The sequence below is a fragment of the Bacillus sp. CFBP9009 genome (assembly GCF_036541465.1).
GTDB lineage: Bacteria > Bacillota > Bacilli > Bacillales > DSM-1321 > Peribacillus.
On the sequence record NZ_JAZHFU010000001.1, the window covers coordinates 131061 to 156677 of the forward strand.

The 25617-nt window shown below is 39.8% G+C and carries 27 protein-coding genes, 1 pseudogene and 2 riboswitches; of the genes and pseudogenes, 18 read left to right on the forward strand and 10 right to left on the reverse strand.

The features are described 5' to 3' along the window. Positions 1-294 precede the first annotated feature (294 nt). The 3 genes from V3595_RS00725 to V3595_RS00735 form a co-directional block, all read right to left on the reverse strand. Positions 295-1479 carry a CynX/NimT family MFS transporter gene (locus tag V3595_RS00725; protein WP_485905675.1) on the reverse strand — a complete coding sequence of 395 codons (1185 nt, stop codon included), beginning with the start codon at positions 1477-1479 and terminating at the stop codon, positions 295-297. 56 nt (positions 1480-1535) lie between these two features. Beyond that, the gene (locus V3595_RS00730; RefSeq protein ID WP_485904929.1) at positions 1536-2213 is read right to left on the reverse strand and encodes a FadR/GntR family transcriptional regulator; all 678 of its coding nucleotides are present in this window, start codon (positions 2211-2213) and stop codon (positions 1536-1538) included. A gap of 602 nt (positions 2214-2815) precedes the next feature. Then, the gene (locus V3595_RS00735) at positions 2816-4147 is read right to left on the reverse strand and encodes an amino acid permease (RefSeq protein ID WP_485904930.1); all 1332 of its coding nucleotides are present in this window, start codon (positions 4145-4147) and stop codon (positions 2816-2818) included. A 398-nt stretch (positions 4148-4545) separates the two neighbouring features. On the opposite strand from V3595_RS00735, the pseudogene V3595_RS00740 reads away from it, so the two are divergent. Further along, a pseudogene (locus V3595_RS00740) lies at positions 4546-4675 on the forward strand (YjcZ family sporulation protein). A gap of 73 nt (positions 4676-4748) precedes the next feature. Here the strand turns inward: V3595_RS00740 and V3595_RS00745 are convergent. Then, positions 4749-4922, reverse strand: a complete 174-nt coding sequence (locus V3595_RS00745) for a hypothetical protein (protein ID WP_485904932.1) — start codon at positions 4920-4922, stop codon at positions 4749-4751. 91 nt (positions 4923-5013) lie between these two features. Then, positions 5014-6408: a cytochrome P450 gene (locus V3595_RS00750; RefSeq protein WP_485904934.1), complete on the reverse strand. Its 1395-nt coding sequence runs from the start codon at positions 6406-6408 to the stop codon at positions 5014-5016. A gap of 169 nt (positions 6409-6577) precedes the next feature. Between V3595_RS00750 and V3595_RS00755 the strand changes: the two genes are divergently transcribed. Then, positions 6578-6706, forward strand: coding sequence for a hypothetical protein (locus tag V3595_RS00755; protein ID WP_485904936.1), 129 nt, complete (start codon positions 6578-6580; stop codon positions 6704-6706). A 300-nt stretch (positions 6707-7006) separates the two neighbouring features. On the opposite strand, the gene galU is transcribed toward V3595_RS00755, so the two are convergent. Further along, positions 7007-7867, reverse strand: coding sequence for a UTP--glucose-1-phosphate uridylyltransferase GalU (gene galU / locus V3595_RS00760; protein ID WP_485904938.1), 861 nt, complete (start codon positions 7865-7867; stop codon positions 7007-7009). 168 nt (positions 7868-8035) lie between these two features. On the opposite strand from galU, the gene V3595_RS00765 reads away from it, so the two are divergent. The 6 genes from V3595_RS00765 to V3595_RS00790 all read left to right on the forward strand — a co-directional run bounded on the left by V3595_RS00765 (position 8036) and on the right by V3595_RS00790 (position 15558). Then, positions 8036-9709, forward strand: a complete 1674-nt coding sequence (locus V3595_RS00765; protein ID WP_485905677.1) for a DUF6044 family protein — start codon at positions 8036-8038, stop codon at positions 9707-9709. 15 nt (positions 9710-9724) lie between these two features. Beyond that, positions 9725-10747, forward strand: a complete 1023-nt coding sequence (locus V3595_RS00770) for a glycosyltransferase family 2 protein (protein WP_485904940.1) — start codon at positions 9725-9727, stop codon at positions 10745-10747. After that, positions 10707-11162 carry a GtrA family protein gene (locus V3595_RS00775; protein WP_402899481.1) on the forward strand — a complete coding sequence of 152 codons (456 nt, stop codon included), beginning with the start codon at positions 10707-10709 and terminating at the stop codon, positions 11160-11162. The genes V3595_RS00770 and V3595_RS00775 overlap by 41 nt, the downstream gene beginning before the upstream one ends. Positions 11163-11528: 366 nt before the next feature. Further along, positions 11529-11672, forward strand: a riboswitch (cyclic di-AMP (ydaO/yuaA leader). Positions 11673-11810: 138 nt separating this feature from the next. Continuing rightward, positions 11811-13637 carry an APC family permease gene (locus V3595_RS00780; protein ID WP_485904942.1) on the forward strand — a complete coding sequence of 609 codons (1827 nt, stop codon included), beginning with the start codon at positions 11811-11813 and terminating at the stop codon, positions 13635-13637. A 265-nt stretch (positions 13638-13902) separates the two neighbouring features. Next, the gene (locus V3595_RS00785) at positions 13903-14757 is read left to right on the forward strand and encodes a RhaT/GlcU family sugar-proton symporter (protein ID WP_485904944.1); all 855 of its coding nucleotides are present in this window, start codon (positions 13903-13905) and stop codon (positions 14755-14757) included. A 15-nt stretch (positions 14758-14772) separates the two neighbouring features. Further along, positions 14773-15558 carry a glucose 1-dehydrogenase gene (locus V3595_RS00790; protein ID WP_485904945.1) on the forward strand — a complete coding sequence of 262 codons (786 nt, stop codon included), beginning with the start codon at positions 14773-14775 and terminating at the stop codon, positions 15556-15558. Between the two features lie 73 nt (positions 15559-15631). Here the strand turns inward: V3595_RS00790 and V3595_RS00795 are convergent, their stop codons facing one another. Further along, complete coding sequence (locus tag V3595_RS00795) at positions 15632-16177, reverse strand: NADPH-dependent FMN reductase (protein ID WP_485904947.1); 546 nt, start codon at positions 16175-16177, stop codon at positions 15632-15634. Between the two features lie 422 nt (positions 16178-16599). On the opposite strand from V3595_RS00795, the gene V3595_RS00800 reads away from it, so the two are divergent. From V3595_RS00800 to V3595_RS00830, 7 genes are all read left to right on the forward strand, one after another. After that, positions 16600-17067: a GNAT family N-acetyltransferase gene (locus V3595_RS00800; protein ID WP_485904949.1), complete on the forward strand. Its 468-nt coding sequence runs from the start codon at positions 16600-16602 to the stop codon at positions 17065-17067. A 140-nt stretch (positions 17068-17207) separates the two neighbouring features. Then, positions 17208-17319: riboswitch (SAM riboswitch) on the forward strand. Positions 17320-17576: 257 nt separating this feature from the next. Then, the gene (locus V3595_RS00805; RefSeq protein WP_485904950.1) at positions 17577-18599 is read left to right on the forward strand and encodes a methionine ABC transporter ATP-binding protein; all 1023 of its coding nucleotides are present in this window, start codon (positions 17577-17579) and stop codon (positions 18597-18599) included. Between the two features lie 13 nt (positions 18600-18612). Continuing rightward, the gene (locus V3595_RS00810) at positions 18613-19263 is read left to right on the forward strand and encodes a methionine ABC transporter permease (RefSeq protein WP_137020660.1); all 651 of its coding nucleotides are present in this window, start codon (positions 18613-18615) and stop codon (positions 19261-19263) included. 21 nt (positions 19264-19284) lie between these two features. Continuing rightward, positions 19285-20157 carry a MetQ/NlpA family ABC transporter substrate-binding protein gene (locus V3595_RS00815; protein WP_402899464.1) on the forward strand — a complete coding sequence of 291 codons (873 nt, stop codon included), beginning with the start codon at positions 19285-19287 and terminating at the stop codon, positions 20155-20157. Between the two features lie 81 nt (positions 20158-20238). Beyond that, positions 20239-21441: a M20 family metallopeptidase gene (locus V3595_RS00820; protein WP_485904953.1), complete on the forward strand. Its 1203-nt coding sequence runs from the start codon at positions 20239-20241 to the stop codon at positions 21439-21441. Positions 21442-21647: 206 nt separating this feature from the next. Beyond that, positions 21648-21854, forward strand: a complete 207-nt coding sequence (locus V3595_RS00825; protein WP_485904955.1) for a Fur-regulated basic protein FbpA — start codon at positions 21648-21650, stop codon at positions 21852-21854. 25 nt (positions 21855-21879) lie between these two features. Then, positions 21880-22074: a Fur-regulated basic protein FbpA gene (locus V3595_RS00830; RefSeq protein ID WP_485904957.1), complete on the forward strand. Its 195-nt coding sequence runs from the start codon at positions 21880-21882 to the stop codon at positions 22072-22074. Positions 22075-22089: 15 nt separating this feature from the next. Here the strand turns inward: V3595_RS00830 and V3595_RS00835 are convergent, their stop codons facing one another. Both V3595_RS00835 and V3595_RS00840 read right to left on the reverse strand, forming a co-directional pair. Next, positions 22090-22683 (reverse strand): dienelactone hydrolase family protein, encoded by a 594-nt coding sequence (locus tag V3595_RS00835; protein ID WP_485904959.1) that lies wholly within the window; start codon positions 22681-22683, stop codon positions 22090-22092. Between the two features lie 132 nt (positions 22684-22815). Next, positions 22816-23211, reverse strand: coding sequence for an SRPBCC family protein (locus V3595_RS00840; protein ID WP_485904961.1), 396 nt, complete (start codon positions 23209-23211; stop codon positions 22816-22818). Between the two features lie 183 nt (positions 23212-23394). On the opposite strand from V3595_RS00840, the gene V3595_RS00845 reads away from it, so the two are divergent. The 3 genes from V3595_RS00845 (at position 23395) to V3595_RS00855 (ending at position 24974) form a co-directional block, all read left to right on the forward strand. Then, entirely contained in the window at positions 23395-24009 is a 615-nt protein-coding gene (locus V3595_RS00845; RefSeq protein ID WP_485904963.1) for an undecaprenyl-diphosphatase, read from the forward strand. Positions 24010-24126: 117 nt separating this feature from the next. Beyond that, positions 24127-24552, forward strand: a complete 426-nt coding sequence (gene fabZ, locus V3595_RS00850) for a 3-hydroxyacyl-ACP dehydratase FabZ (protein ID WP_096340058.1) — start codon at positions 24127-24129, stop codon at positions 24550-24552. Next, positions 24552-24974: an NUDIX hydrolase gene (locus tag V3595_RS00855; protein WP_485904965.1), complete on the forward strand. Its 423-nt coding sequence runs from the start codon at positions 24552-24554 to the stop codon at positions 24972-24974. Before fabZ ends, V3595_RS00855 begins: the two co-directional genes overlap by 1 nt. 61 nt (positions 24975-25035) lie before the next feature. On the opposite strand, the gene V3595_RS00860 is transcribed toward V3595_RS00855, so the two are convergent. Next, positions 25036-25617: an LOG family protein gene (locus V3595_RS00860; protein WP_485904967.1), complete on the reverse strand. Its 582-nt coding sequence runs from the start codon at positions 25615-25617 to the stop codon at positions 25036-25038.

The window sequence follows — 25617 nt, forward strand, 5'->3', positions numbered from 1 at the left end:
TTTACCTCGTCTAAGCCTAGGTCATTTCTTTTTTCTCCAAAAGGAGAAGGTGAAACTTACTTATCTGACAGAGTTTAAGGTTGATAATTTACTAAAGATAATGGAGCCACGAAATGACCGAAGCGAGCACGCCATACATTCCTTCTCAATTTAAACCACAGACCATTCTCTTTATTCGAAATTAAAATCACGAAATAGGAACCTGTCGTACTGCTATCAGTGGCTGGTATGTAAATGGCCCCGGTACAATACCGGGGCCATGGCCGTTTAGAACCTTTTATACCTTTACTGGCTTTATTGAGTAGTTACATATTCATTATTTCCTGCACGCATTCCAACAATGAAAATAAGTGCCGATATTGCGGCCAACATCAATAAGGGAACTGTCCAGCTGTGTGTAATGTCATGGAGCAAGCCGAATAATACTGGTCCAATGGCAGCTAAGAGGTACCCGAATGATTGAGCCATTCCTGATAATTCCGTCGCCTCATGAGTGCTTTGTGTTCGAAGACTAAAGAACATCATCGATAAACTGAATATGGTTCCAACTCCAATCCCGATCAATATCATGCAAACTGGTATGAAAAGAGTGCTTCCATATAATATGCCGAATATCCCTGCAATAAGGAAGACGACAGGCGGGACCACTAACAGACGCTGACTTTGTAAGCGTCCAGCTAAAATTGGCACCAGGAATGTTATTGGAATGACTGCAAGCTGCATGATGGATAGCATCCAGCCAGCTTCATCAGCGTTCAGGCCTTTTTGCTCCAGGATTTCCGGCATCCAGGTAATTACTGTATAGAAAATAAACGATTGCAAACCCATGAAGAATGTAATCTGCCAGGCTAAACCAGAACGCCATAAGTTAATCTTTTTATCCTTTTGTGCCCTTTGTACATCTTTACCTGAGTTGAATGGCCGTCTTATTTGCGGCATCCATAAGAAAACTGTAATAAGTGATAAAATTCCCCAACATCCAAGGGCACCAGCCCATCCCAATCCCGATGAAGAAGCAAGGGGAATGCTGATCCCGGAACCTATTGCGCCACATAAATTCATGGAAACAGCATAGGTTCCTGTCATCAAACCGATGTTCCTGGCAAAGTTATGTTTAATCAGACTTGGTAACAATACATTGCCTATTGCAATGGCTAACCCGATTAAAATGGTTCCTATGAACAATGTCGGCACTCCGCCAACTGAGCGTATCCCAATTCCGATTGTTAGTAATATCAAGGAAAGGAAAAGCGTAAGCTCCATTCCAAAACGCCGTGCTATCCTAGGTGCAAACGGTGATAATAAAGCAAAGGAAAGCAAAGGCAATGTCGTTAATGAACCTGATAATGTATTTGATATCCCCAAGTTATCACGGATCGAAGTGACAAGGGGGCCAACCGATGTTAAGGGAGCCCTCAGATTTGCCCCAAGAAGAATGATTCCGATGATGAGTAGTCCAACTCTGGGTTTAATATCCATTTTTGTTTGTTCTAGTTGATTTGCCGCTTGATGAATGCCCATAATCTCCTCCTTACTTACTCTAAAGATTTTTTGAATTGTGCAATGTATTCATTCACTGTTTCGATTGCCCGGTTCACATCTTGTTCGATGATGGCATCTACAAGTTTGCAATGAATGTTCAAATGAAAGTTCACATCAGAACTCATCTCCACTATCTGATGGATGGATTCATACAGGGAGTGTTCCATATGTTCATACAAATCAATCAATAAATCATTATGTGATGAACCCATAATCGATTTATGCAACTGTATATCGGCTTCTTCGTAAGCCTTGATATCCTTTGCTTCGGCAGCTTTACTGCATGCTGATATATGAAACCGCAATCGTTCTATATCTTCTTGATTACGTCTTAATGCCGCTAACTGAGCTCCCTCTCTTTCAAGGGCATGACGGACCTCTAACGTTTCTAATAAACTTGACTGCTGGATCCTTCTTTCAAATGCTGCCCCCAAGGCACTAGATGACCTTACGAATGTCCCCTTTCCTTGTTTCGTTACTAAAAGCCCTGCATAAACAAGTGATCGTACAGCTTCCCTTAATGTATTTCTGCTTACATCGAACTGTTGGATCAAATCCATTTCAGGGGGAATTTGATTTCCAATTTTCCATTCACCTGATTCGATTAACGATTCGATTTGGGAAACCACTTGCTCTACTAGTGATAAGCGATTTGTTTTAGATATGGACAAGATATACACCTCGGATTTGTAGGATGATTGGTTCATTGGTTATTTTAACATATGTATGTTGAAAATGGAGCAAACGAGTATTTTAAATCCAAATTTGTTTCCCTTTTATTCTTCAGAAAAAAATTTCAGAAATCCGCTCCCTTTCCGCCGACTGCCTGCCAAGCCTCATAAAAGCAAGCATCTAGCGGGATCTCGGCAAGCCAGTTATTCAAATTTCTTCAATCCAGAGAGGGTTTCATCCCCAAAGGCGTAACCCAAGTTTGTTTAAAATCATGGTTAGGGGTGAGACCATTTCTATTGATGGAACCGCCAGACTATAGACAAATTTAAAGAAACGCCAGTTGGTCTATAGTTTTTAAAAAAACATAACAGTTGATTGGAACGGAAGGTACGAGACTCCTGCGGGAAAAGCGAGTCCAAGGGAGACCCCGCAGGCGCAAAGGCGCCGAGGAGGCTTCCGGACCGCCCGCAGAAAGCGAGTGCCCTACGTTCCAATCGACGTTCAAATTGTTCTAGCACTAAAAAGACTGTAGGCAAACTCGATGAAAATCGAGTTTGCCTACAGTCTGAAGTCCCTATTAAAGTCAGGGGGAATTATAATTCTATTTTTTTTGTTTGACAATAAAAGAAAGAAGGATAAATATCACTAACGTGACAAGACATACTGTGGTTCCAATGATGTTTTGCTTATTAAAGATAAATGCCAAAAAGATAATGCTTAATGCCGTGATGGCCAATATAGTTGTATATGGGTACCATTTTACCCGGAAACCTGGTTTGCCAATGTATTGCTTACGCAGCTTCAATTGCGCGGAACAAATACTGATCCATAATAATAAAACTGTGAATCCAGGAATGGCCATAAGGTAGCTTAAAATCAGGTCGGGATACAAATAGGATAAAAACACACCAGCCAATATGCATAATGTAGTTAAAAATATACCATTAAGCGGGATACCCTTTTTTGTTGTTTTTAAAAATGCCTTAGGCGCTTCCCCGTTTTGGGAAAGAGTGAACAGTGTCCTTGAAGTAGCGTAAATACCTGAATTTGCAGCTGATAAGACAGCGGTTAAAAGAACGAAATTCATGATATCGGCGGCTCCGGGAAGACCCGATAAGCTGAAAACCTGAACGAAAGGACTTACTTCAGTACTTACTTGGTTCCAAGGTATTACCCCACAAATAATAAGTATCGGCAAGACATAGAAAAGAATCACCCGCCACACTGTTCCTTTAATGATTTTTGGTATGACTCGCTGACTATCTTTTGTTTCCGTAACGGCTACACCAATTAATTCTGCACCACCATATGAAAACATTACCACTAAAAGTGCACTTAACATTCCGTCAATTCCTTTTGGGAAAAAACCACCATGTTCCGTGTAATTAGAAAATGAAGCCGAACTAGGAAAAAGTCCTAGCATGATCAAAGCTCCTAAAATAATAAAGGCAATCAAGGTTATTATTTTAATTCCTGCGAACCAAAATTCGAGTTCTCCATAGTATTTTACTTGAAACAAATTAATTCCTATAATTACTGAAGCGCAAAGTATACTTAACAGCCATAATGGTACTGAAGGATACCAATATTGTAGAAAGCTTCCGGCTGCGACTATTTCCACAATGATCACGATAATCCAGTTAAACCAATAGAGCCATCCGACAATGAAGGATAGTTGAAACCCAAAAGCTTTATTAATGAGGTGCTGTACGTTCAAATTAGGAAAAGCGGTTGCCATCTCTCCTAATGCGGCCATTACAATAAATAACAATAGCCCCCCTATTAAATAAGCTATTACAACACTTGGACCTGCCATATTTAATGTATCGGAACTCCCCTTAAAAATCCCTGTTCCTATCATTCCGGCTAAAGCAATGAACTGGACATGCCTCGGCAATAGGCCCTTTTTTAAATCTTGATGAGTCTTCTCCATTTTATTCATGCCTTTCCTTTTAATAAAATAGTCTATCAGTAAAACTAGGAAGTTCTTCTGTTATTGAACGCTTTCACGTGCTAAAGTACTATATTAATATATCATGAATCGGAAAAATGTCAATTTAGGCAGGTGAACTGGAATAGATTCCTAATCAGCAAAACAGGAATAGTTTTTATTATCTAAATGTATTTGGATTTTATGAAATAAATCAAAGGAAAAATTAACAAATCTGCGCAAGGCAATTCCGCACTCTATTGAATTAAATACATATTGAAAAGAGAGAAAAATAATTCTGTTTAATCGCATTATTACTGACATTTTGTTTGGTAGTGAATAAGATGATGTAATCAGTTCAAGTCCTTCCATAAAAATGAATAAGGAGATGTATTTTATATATGTCAGGTTGTGATGGCGGTTTTGGATTTTGGCGGAGGTTTCGCCTTTATAGTCGTTTTGTTTATCCTTTTAGTAATTGTTGGAGCCAGCACTTGCGGCGGCGGCAAGGGTTATGGAACATACTGCTGAATAACAAAAAACCGACCATTCAAGGTCGGTTTTTCTTTTAATATAAGGTACGAAGCGGGAGAAGCTAACGAGACTATCCGTTTTCATATAAAAAGGGGAGAGGGGGCGGCTGTAGGTATTCGGTTTCTTGTATCGGTTCAATTTCGCTTAGAAATTTCAAATAACCGGTATATACCTGCGAGGCCATCCCTAAATAGTGCAATTCAGTGTGGATGATTCCCTTCCGTGGTGAATGGAGCATGTACATTTTTTCATCCCTCCTTTCTAAAAAAAATAGGCCAGTCAGTCTTAGGCGTTAATCGAACCAATGAATGTTATGTTTATATGAGATTTTTACTTCAAAAATTGGATGCTCCAGGTTCGAAGGCTTCTGCATCCCTTTCTTCTATCACCATGCGCAGTCCATTCTTTGGTCTGAGTGTAAGGGACGGAAGGGGGGTTACTTCATGATGATCAGGTGCAAGCTTTATCCTATACCGCTTTGCAATGCAAGCCAGGACAAGCACCGCTTCCATCATGGCAAAATGATTGCCAATACAAACCCGAGGCCCTCCGCCAAATGGAAAGTAAGCGAACGCGGGCAGGCTTTTCAAAAAGTTATTTTCAAATCGCTCTGGAATAAATGATTCAGGTTGATCAAAATACTCTGGATTATGCTGCATCACATAAGAACTTATTAGAATCATATCGCCTTTCTTGAAGCGATATCCTCCTATTACGACATCCTCCGCCACATCACGGGATAAAATATACAGTGGCGGGTAAACGCGAAGTGTTTCGTGAATGATATTTTGAGTGTATAGTAATTTCATGAAATCTTCAGGCTTGGGTGTCCGGTGACCGATTATGCTATTCACTTCACTGAAAAGCTTGGATTGAATTTCTGGATGTTTCGAAATTTCAAACAGTGCCCAGGAAAGAGCATTTGCTGTCGTTTCATGACCGGCAAGAAAAATAGTCATTAATTCATCACGGACCTGATGGCTTGTCATACCCAATCCGTCTTCGGCATCACGGGCGTCCATCAGGATCCCAAGCATGTCTCTATGTTTTACTGTGTCGTTCTTCCGTTTTTCAATAATGCCGTAAATCACTTTATCAAGCCTTTGTATCGCCTTTTTATATTCACGGTTGATTTTAGTCGGTACCCATAATGGCATACGGAAAATCTTTCTCATCCTTTTGACTGCTATTCTTAATGCAGTTTCCAGCGGTTTCCCAACAATTTCATACCCATCCTTGAATTCCATGCTGAACATCGTCTTGCTGATTATCCCGAGAGTGATGTCCATCATATCCTTCGTTATGATCCGTTCCTCATCATGTTGCCAAGTTGATATATAATCCATTGTGGTATCAATCATATCCTTGGCGTATTGGCTAATATGATTCTTTTTGAAAGAGGGTTGGATAAGCCTTCTCTGTCGCATATGAAAGTCTTTTTCGCTTGTAAGTAGACCTTCACCGATAAGCGGTTTTAAAACATTGAAGTCCTTGGATTTGATGAAGGATTTTTGTTTTGTTACGAGTATTTGTTTTATTAAATCAGGATTTAAAACGTGATAAACATTTTGGAATGGGCCTAAACGGAATTTAGCGACTTCTCCATATTCCTTGGCCAATCGGGTCAGAAAACCAATGGGATCTGCTTGAAACTCCTTTGTATGTCCGGAAATCAGCCTTCCTTTTGGAACCTTTGGAGAAGTGAGGAAGACATCATCAGCGTGGCTCAATGTGGTTTTTCCCCTTTCTTTAAAATAATTACATGTAATCATTCTATGAGGATCAGCTAAATTGGTTTGGACAAGTCGTTAAAGAAAGGGCGGATAATTCTATGGAAGTAATAAGGTTATATAAGATAGCCATAAAAAAAACTCTGGCTGAATAGAGCCAGAGTTTTTCATGAAAGCTTTAGATTTAATGATGTGGGATTTAACTTCTTTCTTCATCGTCCCTATGTTGGAAACGATCATTTTTTTCATTAATGGGCCCGCCAAATTCTGCATTGATTTCCTTAACCACTTGATCTAAGAATTCATCTGATATTATTGGATTATTAGTTTTTTTATGCATGTACAATCCTTTCTGGATATAGTTGTTTGGATAAATAATGAAGGATACGTTATCAACATAACCTCACTTTTAATAAATTATTCTTTCTTTGTCCAACATTTTCACTTGCATTTACATTTCACGGAAGCATTTATAAAAGACTGTTATATTTAGCTTAGTAATTATGGTGCGTGGAAATGTTACCACCAAATGGGTGAATCCAATGTGGAAATAGCCCAATCACCTCTAGGTAATTGGGCGTGGGTTATATTTACTTCATTATGGGAACAGCTGCCTTATATATGTTATTAGCTGATCACGAAGTTCAGGTCGTTTCATGGCGAAATCTATTGAAGCTTGAAGGAAGCCGAATTTATCGCCGACGTCATATCGATTTCCTTCGATGATATACGAGTATAAAGGTTCCTTTTCTAACAAAAGGTCTAAAGCTTCGGTAAGCTGGATCTCCCCCTTCCGATCGGGCTGTACGGTTTCAAGGATTTCAAAAATCTCAGGTGATAAAATATATCGGCCAATAATCGCCTGTGTTGATGGTGCATCCTCCACTTTTGGCTTTTCCACTAAGTTTCTTACCAGAAATAAATCCTCATATCGTTCTTGGAAATTTACGATCCCATACTTGGAGACATCGGCAGGTGACACTTCCTTACATCCGATAATGCTCGCTTGAACCTTGTTATACCGTTCCATTAACTGCTTCAAAGCTGGAACCTGGCTATCCACGATATCATCCCCTAACAGGACGGCAAAAGGTTCGTTTCCAATAAAAGTTTTGGCACATAATACTGCATGGCCTAGACCTAAAGGTTCCTTTTGTCTTACATAGTGGATATCCACCATGTTGGAAATGTTCTCCACGATCTTAAGCAGCTCATTTTGACCTTTCATTTGCAGAAGCATTTCTAGCTCAATGGATTTATCGAAATGATCTTCAATGGCACGTTTGTTTTTACCCGTAACGATGATAATATCTGTAATCCCTGATTGAACCGCTTCCTCGATAATATATTGAATGGTCGGCTTATCGACAATTGGCAGCATTTCCTTTGGTTGAGCTTTCGTAGCAGGTAAAAATCGTGTTCCTAAACCGGCTGCTGGAATCACCGCTTTCTTTATCATAGCCCAGCCCCTTTTTAAGGTTCTTTTATATGCTTTTTGTTCTTCCCTTCATTTTATGTGGCCATTGGTTGACCTATATCAAAAAAGGTTAAAATAAATCCCCGAAAAAGAATAGATTTACCATTGAAGCAAATATTATGGATATATGAATTTGGTCAAGAGGTGTATATGTTGCCAATTGAAAAACAAGAGAGAAAACAAATCCTTTTTGCCTTACTCGTCATTGTTTTATATCTTTCTCCTTTATTCATCCTTGGAGAAAATGCGCATATTCGTGTACATGATAATTTGGATTCCAACCTTGCCTGGTATAAAGTCCTTTCAGAAAGCGGTGAGTTATTCGGTGCGATAGACGCCAAAATTCCCCAGATCATGAATGGTCTGCCCCGAAATGCCTTTGGCAGTGAGTTCAGTATTATCGTGTGGCTTTATGCACTTTTTCCGACAATGGCTGCATATGCAATAAGCCAGGCATTAACAAGATTTATTGCATTCTTGGGTATGTATATCTTATTAAAGAAACATTTGGTTACAGGAAGCCATTCAGGTTGGATCAGGGTTGGAACATCCTTGGCCTTTGCCCTTACCCCATTTTGGCCATCGGGAATGCTCAGTACACTTGGGATGCCGCTTGCACTTTGGGCTTTTTTGAATATTCGCAGCAAGGACCATTCGTGGAAGAATTATTTGGTCCTTACACTTTTACCGCTTTATTCAAGCATCGTACTTGGTTTTTTCTTTTTCCTTGTTGCAATGGGCTTTCTTTGGCTAACGGATGTGATCAGGAGAAAAGGGTGGAATATAACGTTCCTTCTTTCGATTGTGTATATGACCTTCATTTTTGGTTTGGTGGAGTATCGTTTGGTATCTTCATTTATTTTTGATTCGGAGCCAAACAGCAGAGATGAATATTTTCACGCAAGGCTGCCGCTCGATTGGGTCATAAAGCTTACTTTCAAAAATTTCGTTCTTGGACATACGCATGTCATGACTGTACATGCACTTATCATCCTGCCGATTACAGTCTTCGCCCTTTATATCATTCTGACCAAAAAACTGTGGAGACAGGAAAAGGTATATGTATTTTTATTCGGCTTGAACTTTGTACTCTCAGCATGGTACGCATTCTGGTTTTATAAAGGCTGGGTTCCTTTGACGGAAAGGTTTCACACCCTGGATACCTTTAATTTTGCCAGATTTCACTTTTTAAGGCCGATGGTGATTTACTTGGGCTTTGCCCTCGCGATAAAAATCATTTGGGAACACAGCGATTATGCTAAGAAAACCCTCTCTATTTTCATCGCCGTTCAAATTATGATCTTAATGGGCTTCAATGAAGAAATCACTTACAATAAAAAACCATCTTTTAAAGAGTTCTATTCAGAAAGCCTTTTTCAGGAAATAAAAGATCATATTGACCTTCCACAGGAAGAGTATCGTGTTGCTAGCATTGGGCTGCATCCCGCAATCGCACAATTTAATGGATTTTACACACTCGATAGCTATAACAATTTCTATCCGCTTTCTTACAAACATCAATTTCGTCAAATAATTGAAAACGAATTGGCTAAGAATAAAAACATCAGAATCTACTTTGATGAATGGGGAGGACGTTGTTACCTATTTACCGATGAGCTTGGAAAGCATTATATGTTCAAGAAAGGCTCGAAGAAAGAGCTGGAAAATTTGGACCTTAATATGGATGCGTTTAAAGGATTAGGTGGCAAGTATATATTTTCTGCCATCCCTATCAACAACGCGAAGGAAAACGGATTGGTAATAGATAGGGTTTTTACAAAGAAAGGAAGCATATGGAAAATTTATTTATACAGAGTCATGTGAAAAGGGGGGAATAGAATGAATTTACCGATAGTAACGATTGTTGTACCTTGTTATAACGAAGAAAGCGTTTTGCAGGATACCATTTCCCAGCTTTGTGGGTTGATGAGGGGATTAGTCGAAGAAAACGTTGTTTCTGGACAAAGTAAAATTCTGCTGGTTGATGATGGAAGCAAAGATCAAACTTGGAAGATCATTTATAAGGAAACGATCAATAATGAATTTGTTCGCGGGCTAAAGCTTTCCCGGAATGCAGGACATCAAAATGCACTCTTGGCAGGATTGTTTACAGCCAAGGAAGCCTCGGATTGTGTGATTTCCATTGATGCAGATTTACAGGATGATATTCAAGTCATCCCTGAATTCATTCGGAAATTCAATGAAGGATGTGAAATCGTATATGGTGTCCGCCAGAAAAGGGACCTTGATTCATTTTTTAAACGAACATCTGCAACCGGTTTTTATAAATTGATGAACAAGATGGGGGTTAACCTTGTCTATAATCATGCCGATTTCAGGCTAATGAGCAAAAGGGCGATCGCGGAGTTGGAACGATTTGATGAAACGAATCTTTTTTTACGGGGGATTGTCCCGCTCATTGGGTTTAAGACGGACTCTGTTTATTATGACCGAAAAGAAAGATTGGCTGGGGAAACGAAATATCCATTTAAGAAGATGGTTGCTTTTGCGCTTGATGGCATTACTTCCTTTTCGGTTACACCGATCCGGCTTGTATTATGGCTAGGATGTCTTTCCTTTTTCATTAGCTTACTCTTTGGGTCTTACTTTTTATGGTTAAAGTTTTATGGGCAGACCGAAACTGGTTGGACCTCATTAATCACCTCCATATGGTTGATCGGCGGACTGCAGTTGATTGCTGTCGGCTTGATTGGGGAATATATCGGTAAAATCTATAATGAATCCAAACGCCGGCCTAAATATATTGTTGATCTTGATCTATTTAATCCGCTCGATTTAAAAAAACGGGAGCAACTAGACAATGAACGGAACAGTATTGAAAAACTATCTAAAACACACTAACTCCTTTATCCGCTTTTTATTGGTTGGAATAGTCAATACAGCGGTTGGACTATCCATCATGCTTTTTCTTATGAATGTTCTTGAATTATCTTACTGGGTCTCCACCTTTTTCGGCAATGGTACGGGAGCAGTAACGAGTTTTCTTTTAAACAGGACTTTTACCTTTAAAAGCGATATAGAATGGCGGCGAGGAGTTGCCCGTTTCTTTTGCGTCATCCTGATTTGTTATTCCGCCGCTTATTCTATTGGCCAAGCTATTGCAGAATCACTGGAAGGATCCGTTCATTTATCCCTACAACAAAATTTGGCTGTTCTCATAGGAACAATCTTTTATACAGTGCTTAACTATCTTGGCCAGAAATACTTTGTCTTTAAAAAAAGCAATTTGAGACCCATTCAAGAAGGAAGGAATTAATTAGGGTGAATCAGTGGAATAGTGCCCCTATTGGACGGGAATTAAAGCGGAATTTGATATTTAATGCAAGTTTACCCTTTTAATGACGATCCAAGCTGGGGCAGATCTGGTTAATTTTTTTCATCGCCATCTCCATGAGGCTGATTATTTTTTCCTTTTCGGACCACCTTTTGTTCATTGACTTCTGAATTATTTTCTTTATAAGACGTTTACTTACCTCCTTTCCTACCTTCGAATCATGTCATTGCATGACTTATGTTATATAAGTCAAGAATAAAACCTCACTTACAAAGAATTTTTTTATTTTTGAGCAAAATTTTCATTTACTTTTCCATTTCACGGGAGTATGATAATCAACAGTTTCATATTTCTAAATCGCTTAAACCTTATGGTGCGGGGGACCCGTTATTGGGATTGTTTACAATCCAAGGGGTGAATCCTTTAAAAGGTAGGGCTACTCTTAGGTCCGAATCCGACAGCTAACCTCGTAAGCGTTATATGAGAAGGAAGGTGGAGCTTGTTAGACAAAAAAATTGATGTCTACAGGTCTATTTAGCTATGACTTGTAGGCATTTTTGTGTTTCGTCTTGTTTTTTGCTACAGCTGGGTAACATAAACTTATAAATTAATTATGGTGGTGAATTCTTGATGTTATCTTCTATAAAGAGGTTCTTGATTGGGAGACCTTTAAAGTCAAATGCACTTGGTGAACAAAAGCTTAACAAAACAAAGGCTTTGGCGATATTATCTTCTGATGCTTTGTCTTCGGTTGCATATGGGCCGGAGCAAATATTGATCGTCCTGATCACGGTCGGTGCTGCAGCATTCTGGTATTCAATCCCTATCGCGATCGGAGTATTGATCTTGTTAACTGCTTTGATTTTGTCCTATAGACAAATCATTTTCGCTTATCCACATGGCGGTGGAGCTTATGTGGTTTCAAAAAACAATTTAGGTGTCAATCCAGGGTTGATAGCTGGAGGATCCTTATTGGTCGATTATATATTAACGGTCGCTGTAAGTGTTTCTGCTGGTACGGATGCCATCACGTCCGCTTTTCCCGGCCTGCATGATTATAATGTCGTCATAGCCATCATTTTCGTCATTCTACTTACAATCTTGAACCTTAGGGGGGTTACGGAATCGGCATCTGTTTTGGCCTATCCGGTGTACCTATTCGTTTTAGCCTTGTTCATCTTGATTGGGGTTGGAATTTACAAGATTTTGACGGGGGGAGTCTCACCGGAATTGCATGCGTCAATCGGGACACCGGTAGCGGGCATCAGTTTATTTATACTGCTAAGGGCATTTGCATCAGGAAGCTCCGCCTTGACAGGAGTCGAAGCGATTTCCAATGCAATCCCGAACTTTAAAGATCCAGCCCCGAATAATGCTGCGAAAACTTTAATAGCGATGGGTTCATTGCTAGCGGTATTATTTTCGGGAATCGTATTCTTAGCCTATTATTTAAGCATTGTTCCCAGCGCAGAGGTAACGGTCGTCTCCCAGATTGCTGAAGAAATCTTTGGACGGAATTTCATGTACTTCTTCATTCAAGGTACGACTGCCTTGATCTTGATACTTGCGGCCAATACTGGCTATTCGGCTTTCCCTCTGCTTGCGGTAAATCTGGCGAAGGATAAATTCATACCAAGGGCGTTTACGATCAGAGGGGACCGATTAGGGTATTCCAATGGAATCATCATACTGGGACTTGCATCCATCATCTTGATAGTCGCATTTGAAGGACATACAGAAAATCTCATTCCGCTTTATGCGGTAGGGGTATTCATTCCATTTACGTTGTCCCAGACTGGCATGATTGTTAAATGGGTTCGCGAAAAGCCAAAAGGCTGGATGATGAAATTAACCATTAATTCAATTGGTGCCATAATTAGCTTTATCGTCACGATGATATTCTTTTTAACCAAATTTACTCAGGTTTGGCCTGTGTTGATTTTTTTACCTATCATCATTTTAATCTTTCATCGAATTAAAAAGCATTATGAAGCAGTTGGTGACCAACTAAGGATTACAACATGTGAGCCGATCTTACCAATTGAAGGAAATATTATTATTGTACCTGTGGCAGGTATAACTCATGTGGTTGAGAACTCTTTAAATTATGCAAAATCGCTCTCAGCAAATCAGGTCATTGCCGTTTATGTTGCATTTGAAAGAGAAGATGAAAAGAAATTCGGAGAAAAGTGGAAAAAGTGGCAGCCGGATGTCAGACTCGTTACACTGAATTCTTATTACAGAAGTATCATTCAGCCATTAACTAAATTTGTGGATACAGTTGAACATAAGGCGAGTGAATCCAATTATAAAGTTACGGTGATCATCCCCCAATTCATTCCGAAGAAGGGCTGGCACAATATACTTCATAACCAATCAAGTTTACTGATCCGCGCCTACTTACTTTATAAAAGAAATGTGGTTGTTACGACAGTGCCATATCATTTGAAGAAATAAGTTCCATATCTATAACTGGAAGCAAACCTACATAGGTTTGCTTTTTTTTATAATTTTATAAAAAAGACAGCAGTACAGCTGTCTTTCTCCAACTAACGCTCCCGATATTTATCAGCATCGGAAGCCCTCTTTGTGTTGAACACTATTTTTGCAAAAACACTTCATAAAATTACCAAGGGTCAATTCAAATAAAGCGAACATATTAAAAAGAAGACAAAATGAAATTTACTGCTTAGTTTTGAACTTACATATATGGGGGTTGAATATGGATATATTATTAGCTCTCTTGCCGGCAATATTCTGGGGAAGCATCGTTTTATTTAATGTGAAACTCGGGGGTGGGCCCTATAGTCAAACACTGGGTACAACGATTGGCGCCTTGATTTTTTCAATAGGTGTTTATATTTTTGCCGATATTAAGTTGTCACTTCTGGTGTTTGGAGTCGGGGTTGTTTCTGGATTGTTTTGGGCCGTTGGACAAGCTAATCAGCTTAAGAGCATTGATTTAATGGGAGTATCCAAAACGATGCCGATATCTACTGGAATGCAGCTCATTTCAACGACTTTATTCGGGGTCATCGTTTTTAAAGAATGGTCTACAATGAAAGCGATCATTTTAGGCGTCTTGGCATTAGTCTTCATTATTATAGGAATCGTCTTGACCTCACTGGAGGATAAAGAATCAAAAGAGGGCAAATCGGGAAACTTGAAGAAAGGAATTATTATTCTCCTCATCTCGACATTCGGTTATTTGGTTTATGTGGTCGTGGCCCGTCTTTTTGATGTTGATGGATGGTCAGCATTGTTCCCTCAAGCGATAGGGATGGTGATAGGCGGTCTATTATTGACTTTTAAACATAAACCGTTTAACAAATATACGATACGCAATATCATTCCGGGATTGATATGGGCTGCAGGGAATATGTTTTTATTCATTTCCCAGCCCCGTGTGGGAGTGGCCACTAGTTTTTCCCTTTCGCAAATGGGCATTGTCATCTCAACTCTTGGCGGGATCATCATTTTACGTGAAAAGAAAACGAAGCGCCAACTAATTGGAATCATAATCGGAATTATCTTGATCATCATTGCTGGGATTATGCTCGGAATGGCAAAAAGTTAATTGGAGGGTGATTATATGTATACAGATTTAGAAGGTAAGGTCGTTGTTATAACCGGTTCATCCACTGGTTTAGGAAAAGCGATGGCCATTCGCTTTGCTAAGGAAAAGGCAAAGGTCGTGGTTAATTATCGCACTAAATCAGAGGAAGCGGATAGTGTAATGGAAGAAATCAAAACAAATGGCGGGGAAGCTATTGCAGTAAAAGGCGATGTCACCGTTGAAGAAGATGTGATTAACCTTGTTCAATCAGCGATAAAGAATTTCGGGAAACTCGATATATTCATCAATAATGCAGGAATTGAAAATCCGGTTCCATCTCACGAGATGCCCTTAAGCGACTGGAATAGGGTAATCGATACCAACTTAACGGGAAATTTCTTAGGCTGCCGTGAAGCTATCAAGTATTTTGTCGAGAACGACATTAAAGGCAATGTTATAAACATGTCCAGTGTACATGAGATGATACCCTGGCCTTTATTCGTTCACTATGCGGCAAGCAAGGGCGGTGTGAAGCTGCTTACGGAAACCCTGGCTCTTGAATATGCACCAAAAGGGATCCGTGTGAACAGCATTGGTCCTGGAGCCATCGCCACACCAATAAATGCCGACAAGCTTGAAGATCCCGAAAAGAAAAAGGATCTTGAAAGCATAATTCCGATGGGGTATATCGGAAAGCCTGAAGAAATTGCTGCGGTTGCTGCATGGCTGGCATCTTCAGAGTCCAGTTATGTAACGGGCATCACTCTTTTCGCTGACGGCGGAATGACAAAATACCCTTCATTCCAAGCGGGAAGAGGATGAGTTAATTCCTCTTTTATGATGCAACAAGAATCCCAGCAGGATCAAGCCTGCTGGGATTCTTGTTTTAAAAGCATTAACGAGTATGATGATTATACCAGCTAATGAAATTATCGACGACCGTATCGATAAACTGGACAGTCGACTCATGTGTAAGCCTGCCTTCGTTATCGATTTTGTCATGCACTGCACCAACATATACTTCATTCCCGGGAAGGAGTGGGGAGGAGATGCCTATTGCGAATAAGATTTCACGCAAATGCAATTGAGCTTTAACCGTTCCTAATTGCCCCATTGACGCACCCATGATCCATGATGGTTTTCCGATCAAAACTTTATCGACACGTGATAACCAATCGATTGCATTTCCCAATACTCCTGGAATCGTACCGTTGTATTCAGGTGTTACCCACAAAACTGCATCTGCTTCAGCCACTTTACTTTTAAATTCTTTTACAACTAATGGAGGGTCATTTTCAATATCTTGATCATAAAAAGGTAAATCCCGAATGTTCAAGATTTCGAGATCGAACCGATCTTGATATCTAGATTGAATATATTTGGCAAGCTTAAGGTTGTAAGACTCTTTACGGATACTTCCCACTATTGCAACAACTTTCATCTTCAATACCTCCAATGATTTTTATAATGGATAATCATGTAAATGTGTTCCACTTACCTATTATAATTGGAATATAAATGAAAGGGAAAAAGGATGCTTGAGAAAAAGTTGAGTTAGAGCTGAATAAACAAATTCCTCTCGAGCATTCATTCACTTGGGGTTACCCTGAAAAGTTAGACTCGAAAATTAAAATAAATTTGTTTGTGCCTACCCAATCCTCATTACTCGACCTCTCCAACAATATTGCATTTGTTTTTAATTTAATATTATGGCCATTCCTATAGGGATTATGGCAAAATCCTTTCAGAAAAAATGAAATAAGACGCTTGTAAAAGTAAATAATGAAATATCATAAAAAGTGTAAGTAAAATGAGTTTGTTTGCTTGATAACTATTTCACTAAAATGATAGGGGTGGCTAAAGTTGATCTTTCGGACCATTGATACGGACAAAGACAAAGATATTATCGTTAAATTCAGGAAAGATTCCTTTGTTGTAAGTTTTGGATCTGAAGCTGGTTTTGGAGATGAAAATACATATCTGCAACGAATGGAAGAAAGGGTCCGCAAATTTCCGGATGGACAGGTGATCATTGAAAAGGACCAAGTACCGATTGGACAAATGGAACTTCAAGTTCGGGAGTATGAAGGAACTGAGATCGGCTATGTAAATTTATTTTATCTTATTCCCGAATACCGCAGTAAAGGCCTTGGCAAGGAATTGGTTCGCTACGCAGAAAACTTTTTCAGGCAATTTAATGTATCCGAATACCATTTAAGGGTTTCTCCGGATAATCAAAGGGCGATTCGTTTATATACGAATTCAGGCATGATGAAGATAAGGGAAGAAAATGAAATATACCCCGTATGGAGAATGAGCAAATCATTATAAAATATAAAATTAAATTATATTAATATAATTTAAAAGTATCAATTCACTATACTGTGAAAATATTTTAAGCGATGAAAAATATGGTTGACTTTAGAGAAATTAGAATATATAGTGAAGGACATAATTAAATATAACGTTAATTCTTATCAAGAGATGTGGAGGGACTTGGCCCTATGATACCTCGGCAGCGGGTTTTTACTTTTGTAAAAATACTGTGCTAATTCCAACGGACGAAAGTTTGAAAGATAAGAAGGAGCTTTTCTTAGATAATTAAATTAAGAGTTTACTCTTTTTTATGTCTAAAAGAGGCCTCTTCTGTCTGATGACGGAAGAGGCCTCTTTTGTTTATTCAAAATGTATATGGTTATTTGGAGAATTGGTGCAATTACTCATGAGTTTCGCAGATTTACTCGTGAGTTTCGAATTTAACCCTATCATTATGAAACTTTGCAAAGCTCTTCTCTCTGGATAATGAATTCGTACAAATAAACAGCATGGGGGGAGATTGGATGATTGAGTTTCAAAATGTTAAAAAGGTTTATCAAACAAAGAAACAGACTGTCGAGGCTTTGAAGGGGATTAATTTGACAGTGGAAAAGGGGGATATATTCGGTGTAGTCGGTTATAGCGGGGCAGGAAAGAGTACGTTGATCAGGCTGGTCAACTTGCTTGAAGATCCTTCAGATGGTTCGGTGATTGTTGGGGGCAAGGATTTAACCAAATTAAGCCCGAAGGAATTGCGGGCAGAAAAGAAAAAAATCGGGATGATTTTTCAGCATTTCAACTTGCTAAACTCCAAGACTGTTTTTGATAATATTGCCATGCCGCTGGTTTTATCGGGAACTCCGGCTAAGGAAATCAAAAACCGTGTAGGCGAGCTGTTGGAGTTCGTTGGCTTATCGAGCAAGGCGAAGAGTTATCCGGAACAATTATCCGGCGGTCAAAAGCAGCGAATCGGCATTGCGAGAGCTTTGGCTACGAATCCATCGATCTTATTGTGTGATGAAGCTACATCGGCATTGGATCCACAAACAACGAGTGCAGTTCTGCAGCTCTTAAAAAAAATTAATAGAGATTACAATATCACCATTCTGCTAATCACTCATGAGATGTCTGTAATTCGGGAAATTTGCAATAAGGTAGCGGTCATGGAGGGCGGATGTGTCGTTGAACAAGGTTCGGTTTTCGAAGTTTTCGCCAAGCCGCAAACGGATATTGCAAAAAACTTCGTGAGAACGGTCATACATGACGAGATTCCACAAAGTTTCTTAAAAAGCATAGGGTCTCATATCCCGATTATTTGGAAAATTAATTTTATTGGGACTACTTCGGGTACTCCTTTACTTTCTACCATCTCGAAGAAATATGATGTTCATTTAAGTGTCTTATCAGCCAATATTTCTGAAATTCAGGAAACACCTTTTGGGAATTTGATCATCGAAGTGACCGGGAGCAAAAATGAGGTGGATAAGGCTTATCAATATATTAAAGATGAGGGGATACTCGTCCAGGAGGTGCAGATAAATGGGTAATACGCTTTGGGGAATGGAAATAACGGCAGAGCAGCTGTCGACAGCTTTCGGTGACACACTTTATATGGTAGCCATCTCATTGGTATTTTCCGGATTGATCGGGCTTCCGCTCGGTATCCTGCTTGTCATTACAAGAAAGGGTCACATCCTGGAGAATAAATGGATTTTTAATGTATTGAACCCGATCATCAATATATTGCGGTCGGTTCCTTTCATCATCTTGCTTGTAGCACTTATTCCGTTTACCAGAATGATTGTAGGCAGTGCGATCGGAACGAATGCGGCCATTGTTCCGCTAATCTTTTACGCGGCTCCTTATATTGCCCGGCTTGTGGAAAACTCCCTGTTGGAAGTGGACAAAGGGATCATCGAGGCGGCTCAGGCGATGGGTGCGACGACATGGCAAATCATTTATCGCTTTTTGATTCCCGAGGGACTTAGTTCGTTGATCCTTACATTTACAACAGCGACTATCGGGCTTGTTGGATCTACGGCCATGGCAGGTGCCGTTGGTGCAGGCGGGGTCGGGGATCTAGCTTTGGCTTACGGTTATCAAAGGTTCGATACGATGACGATGGTCGTCACAGTAGCGGCGCTCGTGATCATCGTTCAATTATTGCAATCCACCGGGAATTTTGTTTCAAGAAAAATCAGAAGAAGATAAAAATAACAGGAGGTAGGAAAAATGAAAAAAATCTTATTAACGATCATGGTATTGGCATTGGCCATCGTGGCTGCAGCATGCGGGAACGATGAGGGTGCATCAGGCGGTTCGGATGATGTGAAAACAGTGAAAGTCGGTGTCAGCAGCGGGGATACGAGAACATGGGAATATATTGTCGACTTAGCGAAAGAAGAAGGACTTAATATCGAACTAGTCACTTTCAATGATTATATCCAACCGAACCTTGCGTTAAGTGAAGGTGAAATTGATGCCAATTCATTCCAAACGGTCGCCTATTTCGATGAATTCGTTCAAGATCAAAATCTGAAATTGGAGGCCATCGGGTCGACTGTCATTGCACCTATGGGCCTTTATTCGAAAAAACACAAAGATCTTAAAAGTCTTCCAGATGGTGCTACGATAGCCGTACCGAATGAAGCGACAAACTTTGGCCGTGCACTGCTCCTACTTCAGGAAGCTGGATTGATTACATTGAAAGAGGAATTCAATGGATCGGGATCATTGGAAATCATTAAGGAAAATCCGAAAAACTTAAAAATCCAACCTGTTGCTGCCGGTAATACACCGCGTCTATTGGATGATGCCGATGCTTCAGCCATTAATAATAACTTTGCCGTCGAAGCAGGCCTTACTTTGAAAGATTCATTATTCCATGAGAGTAAAACCGCGAAACCATATATTAATATCATTGCGGTTAAAAAGGGAAATGCCGATCGTCCTGAGCTACAAAAATTAGTGGAGCTTTATCAATCGAAAGAAGTGGAAGCGTTCATTGAAAAAACGTTTAAAGGAAACACCATTCCTGCATATGTTTCTGTAGATGAATTAGTGAATTACCAGGATGCTTGGACAAAACCAGCTAATGAAAAGTAATGATTTAGAACAAGTGAAGGAAAGCCGGATGGATTCAAAATGCCTATCCGGCTTTCTAAACCAAAAAGGGGAGATAAGAATATGGCGAGAGAATTAGTGCAGAAGCAGCATCAGCAGATCATTGAAGATCACATCGACTTTCATTCCAAATTATATATCGAAACGAGTCAAGCCATTCATGCTAAACCCGAAATTGGGAATCAAGAATTCTTCGCTTCGGATACATTAACAGGAATACTTCGAAATGAAGGATTTGAAGTGACCCGCAATATAGCCGGGCATGAAACAGGATTCATCGCCAAAAAAACCTCTTCAAAGAAAGGTCCCACAATTGCCTTTTTAGCCGAGTATGATGCATTGCCGGGTTTGGGTCATGCTTGCGGCCATAATATCATCGGCACAACGAGTGTTGCAGCGGGCATTTCCTTGGCTCAAGTTCTGGAGGAAACGGGCGGAGAGGTGATTGTTTTCGGAACACCGGCAGAAGAGGGCGGGCCGAATGGAAGCGCAAAAGGCAGCTTTGTGAAGCACGGTCTATTTGATGGGGTGGATGCGGCCATCCTTATCCATCCTGCCGGGAAAACGGGTGTCACAAGTCCGTTTTTGGCTGTCGACCCCCTTGATTTTCATTTTTACGGAAAGTCAGCACATGCAGCTGCTGCACCTGAAGAAGGCGTGAATGCACTTGACGGGGTGATTCAGCTGTTCAATGGCATTAATGCTTTGCGTCAGCAGCTCCCGCCTGAGGTCAAGATCCATGGAATCATTACCAATGGCGGGGAAGCGCCTAACATCATTCCTGAATATGCTTCTGCCAGGTTTTACATTAGAGCAACAACATGGAAACTTTGCCAAGAAGTATCCAATAAAATACGTGCTGTTGCTGAAGGTGCAGCACTTGCAACAGGAAGTACGGTAAAAGTTGAACGTTTCCAAAATGAAGTACTTGATTTTGTCATTAATCCAGTTCTGGATGAACTGTTAAAAGAAGAGCTCTCTCAATTAGGGGAAGCTGTGGCCCCTCGAAAAGAGAGTGGCTTTGGCTCGACGGATGCAGGTAATGTAAGCCATGTAGTGCCGACAGCGCATCCTTATATAAAAATTGGACATGATGAGCTGATTGCCCATACGAATGAATTCCGCGACTGTGCCAAATCTCCTGCTGGAGACAAAGCCATCCTGACCGGAGCAAAAGCTCTTGCACTTACAGGTTATAAGTTGATTTCGGATAAAGACCTGTTGGATAAAGTGAAAGCAGCATTTCATGAAGCGAAGCAAAAATAAATAAGATGCAGGAAAAAAATGTTGACTGCGAAGCATAGAGTTAGTATTATAAAAATAATAATACCGAGTAATTAAATAGGAATTATAGGTTAATTGACCGGAAAACCGGAGACTTTCTTTCATGTAAAGAGGTGTCTCCGGTTTTTTTTGTGAATGGGCAAGTCGAAAGTTTATCTTTCAATACGTATTAAAAAGGAGGATTTATCATGGGGATATTATTACGTAAAGCCATTGAGAAAAAAAGAAACTTCCTGATCAACAAGTTGATTAACAAGGGAATTTATAAAAAGAATGACATCCATCTATTTGAATTAACCTTAACCGATTTAGAGAATGAATATATTAAAATAAGCAAAATCGAAGAGAAGGAATCCGACGATCATTCCCCCTGTCTAAGGATACATTTCGTATAATATCAGTATAAAAGGAGAGGGTGAAATGAGGAAGGGCGTGGAAGAAAGGCGGAAGGAATTAATCTTTAAACTTATGATCCATACTGTAAATAAGACTGTGGAACAGCTTATGAAGTTAACCTTAAAAGAATTGGAAACAGAATATAAAAAGGTTCAAAATGAATGTCATCCCCATAGTGATGCGGGTTCGATACAATGGATCAATACAAAACGACATTAGGTTGAATGTGTAACATCAATGTTGCATAAAAAATTTCATCATTTTGCTAACGGCTGCATGTGCTGATTCTGCATGATATTTTGAATTGTAAGGATCACTGAATCCATGTTCTCCCTTGAATTTATGAACCTCGACATTCGTTCTTTCTAAAGCTGAAATTAACTCGTCCACATTAAATGATGGCTCTTCTAATGGGAAAAGTAGCAGTACAGGACATCGTGGCGCTAATTCTGCATAATTCCTAATACGTGAACCGTAGTAACCAGCTATTCCATCGACACACTCTTCCTCACTGCACAGCCAAGCTACAGTTGCCCCTGCACTGAATCCAAGGATAAAAATCTTTTGGTATTCATCTTTTATATTCGATAATATATCCTTTATCTTATGTAAAGCGCCCTTGAAACCTACGTTCTCCATAAAATGTCGATAAGCAGCATCCTCTTGGGAATAATCAAAAGGCGTCTCCCGGTCTAACAAATCCGGACAAATCACATCAAAATCATGATTTGATAATGACTCACAAAAACCCTGTATATGTTGATTCAGTCCATATATTTCGTGAATGACAATGATGACAGTATCGGACTTTTTCTGTATGTTCAGCATTTTTTTCCTCCTTATGCGAATCCCTTCTATTATAAATACAGCCGTCTCCCTTCAGACGCTATATCCGAAGGGGCATAGCAGCGATTTTTTAATAAACATGGAAATGAACTAGGTCCTCTTTCAAATGAATTATTAGGTATAGGGAAGATCTTTTCCTTCTAAACATGCTTTTAAGTTAGCCAAACTAAGTTCATATCCGTCCATGTTAATGGATACTCTAGTGCCTTCAGATTCTGGGTATATTTCGAAAGTGAAAACGAGGTTATCCGAATCTGAGGAATAAGAAAACGTTTCGTAAGGGATTATCTCTTGGATTGTAAAGCTCATTGGGATGCTTTCATTCTCTTTAAGATTGTTATGTGCACTAGGCATTAATACGAAGATTGCCTTCTCTCCAACCTGGAGTTTAGGAATATTCCATTTTGAACCCGGGGCATACCATTTTGAAATGATTTCATCATTCGTGATCGCATTCCAAACTGTTTCTTGGTTTTCATGAATTAGAACAGAGTTCCTATCATTATTCATTTGACTAACCTCCGTATTTTTCTTGGATTATATAGAAAGTTCAGGGAATATACAAGACCCCACTAAGCTTCTTTAACCGCGTGACAATATTGTAAGATGGCAGCTTAAACTGTTAGGAAGAACGATGGCGATTTATTTCCTTTCTCTTTAATATGTAAGAAAAAGAGGAAGGTTGGGTATGAAATGGACTTTTTTGAGTGGAATACCAATGTATTCAGAATGATCAATGACTTAGGGAAACAGTACGATTATTTAAACCCTTCTGCCATTTTCATTGCCGAGTACATGGTATTTTTATTAGCTTTGGCAGTCATCGTAATATGGTTCACTCGAAATGAACAGAGTAGAATGATGGTTGTTTGTGGGATGATTACGTTTGTAATAGCTGAAATGATGGGAAAAATGGCAGGGAGATTACATTCGAATAATCAGCCATTTGCCGAATTGGCCAATGTTAATAAGTTAATTGAAAAAGCAGTGGATAATTCATTTCCAAGCGACCATACCATCTTGTTTTTCTCGTTTTGTGTATCTTTTTGGCTTTTCAAAAGAGGATGGTGGTTGTTATGGATCATGCTGGCTTTCCTTGTTGGCATTTCCCGTATTTGGGTAGGTGTCCACTTTCCGGCGGATGTGCTGGCAGGAGCTATACTGAGCACCATTTCAGGATTGGCGGTTTACCTTGTTGTTCCAAAAATAAGCATGATTCATAAATTATTAGGGGGATATGAGAGGTATGAACAAATGGTTCTAACCCCATTAACTAAAGCGAAGGAAAAAAAATCAAAGGATTTGTAGCGGAACAAAAAACAGGGGTGCTCAGGCAGCCTTTTTTATAAATACAAAAATACCCATATGATGATGCTGATGGTAAAATTAAGTGAATGCAATCCATCGCAATGGGGGGACTTAATATTGATTGATATCCAAGAAATCAAAGACATTATCAGGCATCGCTATCCATTTCTTTTAGTTGATAGAGTTTTAGAACTGGAAGAAGGAAAGAGGGCGGTGGCCATTAAAAACGTTACGGCAAATGAAGAGTTTTTTACTGGTCACTTTCCCGATTACCCAGTGATGCCAGGTGTGTTGATCGTGGAGGCATTAGCACAGGTAAGTGCTGTTGTTATGCTTACAAAAGAAGAAAATAAAGGACGGATCGGGCTTTTGGCTGGGATCGATGGATGTCGTTTTAAAAGGCAAGTAAAACCAGGGGACCAATTACGTTTAGAAGTGGAGATTACTCGCTTGAAAGGTCCTATCGGTAAAGGAACAGGAAGGGCTACTGTCGAGGGGGAAACTGTATGCGAGACAGAGCTCATTTTTGCTTTTGGTGATTGATGGTGATACCGATAAAAAAAGCTTACGGGTATGTGACAAGATTCAATAATGGAGAAACACAGGTATTGGTTTTTCAACATCCCATTAAGGAAGCCGGTATACAGATACCCAAGGGAACGGTGAAGCCTCAAGAAGATGCTTACCAAGCAGTGATTAGGGAAATGAAAGAAGAAACAGGTCTGGAAAATTTTCATGTGGAGAAATTAATAACAGAAGATTTTTGGGAGAACGTCGATGGTGCCATACATAATAGATATTTTTATCAAATAAGTGTATCGAATGTTCCTGATGAATGGGACCATCAGCCGACGGGTGGAGGAGATGAAGCGGGGCTGACATTTCATTTCTTCTGGATTTCATCCGAACATGAAGTGCAACTTATCAAAGGGCATGGAGATTATTTAAACCGGATATTTACCTAACCTGCAGTTTATCACAGCCGGCCAAGATCATTATTGATCTTGGCCGGCTGTTTTTTAATGATCAGGTTTGTTTCTCGGTAATGAAAGTTTTTACGGTTGGCGGTTCATATGTAATGAATTGATCAAGAAGTCCATTAGGTTCAACATCAACCAGCGCCATGGAACGGAACTTTTCATGAAGGAACTGTTCGTCGGCCATATGGTTGAATAAAGCGACCAAGGGATCATAATAGTGATTGATATTTAAGAGTCCGCAAGGTTTTTGATGAAGACCAAGCTGAGCCCAAGTGAAAATCTCAAAGAATTCTTCCAATGTTCCAGGCCCGCCTGGCAAAGCCATGAACCCATCTGCAAGCTCAGCCATTTTTGCTTTTCTTTCATGCATGGATTCCACGACGATCAGCTCGGTTAAGTTCTTATTTGCGATTTCCTTTTTTTCTAGAAAATCTGGCATTACGCCAATTACATTTCCGCCTGCTTCCAAAACGGAATCTGCAACTGCACCCATGATTCCTACACTTGAGCCTCCATAAACAAGGGTAATCTTACGTTTTGCCAGTTCCGTACCCAGTTTTTTAGCCTCTTCTACATAGACAGCAGATGCACCTTTGCTTGATCCACAAAATACAGCTAGACTTTTCAA